Genomic DNA, 1,076 nt, shown 5'->3' with positions numbered 1-1,076 from the left:
GCCATGTGCGACAAGCTTCTGGCGAACACCGTTATCGAGAACTACGCGGTGGAGATCGCCTAGATGAAATCAGCCGTCGTCCTCCTGCCTGGCCTCAACCGCGACCGCGACATGATCGCAGCGCTGACCAAGATTTCCGGACAGGCGCCGGCCACCGTCTGGCAGACCGACACCGAAATCCCCGATGTCGACCTGATCGCCATCCCGGGTGGCTTCTCCTTCGGCGACTATCTGCGCTGCGGGGCGATCGCGGCGCGCATGCCGGTGATGCGAGCGGTGGCCGAAAAGGCGGCCAAGGGCGTCATGGTGATCGGCGTCTGCAACGGCTTCCAGATCCTGGTCGAGGCCGGCCTGCTGCCCGGCGCGCTGATGCGCAATGCTTCGCTGAAATTCGTCTGCCGGCAGGTGAAGCTCGAAATCGCCAACGCCAACACCATGTTCACCCGTCGCTATCAGCCCGGCCAGATCATCCGCTCGCCGGTGGCGCATCACGACGGCAACTATTTCGCCGACGCTGAGACGCTCGCCCGCCTCGAGGGCGAGGGACAGGTGGTGTTCCGCTACGCCGACGGCACCAATCCGAACGGCTCGATCAACGATATTGCCGGCATCATCAGCGAAAAGGGCAATGTGCTTGGCCTGATGCCGCATCCGGAAAACCTGATCGAGGCGGCGCATGGCGGCAACGACGGCCGGGCGCTGTTCGAAGGTGCCCTCGGCATCGCCGCTTGATTATCTCCTAGGACATTGCTTTCAGAACGCGGGGGCGGCCTGACCATGAGACTGACGATTGCTCGCCTTGCTCTCCTGGCTGCCGCCGTGCTTGCGCTCGCCGCCTGCCAGTCGAGCCCGAAGAGCGCGCCGCCGCCCTCGGGCAAGAGCGCCTCGCTGCTCGCCATGGAACAGGTGGCGATCGCGGCGCATAAATGCTGGATCGCCAGCAAGGATCCGGCCTTCAAGCCCTACCAGATGGCCAATGAGCTGAATTCGTTCAGCGGCACGCCGCGCTTCCTGCTGGTGCCGGCCAAGCATTATGGCGGCAAGCCGCTCCTGGTTGTGCAGGCGCAAGGCAATTC

General features: G+C 64.2%; 3 protein-coding genes. All 3 read left to right on the top strand.

Annotated elements, in window-relative coordinates:
* Positions 1–63, top strand: a 63-nt coding sequence (locus tag EOA33_RS41630; RefSeq protein ID WP_190234513.1) for a phosphoribosylformylglycinamidine synthase subunit PurS, incomplete at its 5' end; no start/stop codon positions are given.
* Positions 64–732: a phosphoribosylformylglycinamidine synthase subunit PurQ gene (purQ, locus tag EOA33_RS36570; protein ID WP_126054836.1), complete on the top strand. Its 669-nt coding sequence runs from the start codon at positions 64–66 to the stop codon at positions 730–732.
* A 45-nt stretch (positions 733–777) separates the two neighbouring features.
* Positions 778–1,076: hypothetical protein (locus EOA33_RS36565; protein WP_127407787.1), on the top strand; the 299-nt coding region annotated here is incomplete at its 3' end.

The organism is Mesorhizobium sp. M4A.F.Ca.ET.050.02.1.1, from assembly GCF_003997725.1.
Lineage (GTDB): Bacteria > Pseudomonadota > Alphaproteobacteria > Rhizobiales > Rhizobiaceae > Mesorhizobium.
The sequence above is the reverse complement of the archived record's forward strand: the minus strand, read 5'-3'. Positions and strand labels throughout refer to the sequence as shown.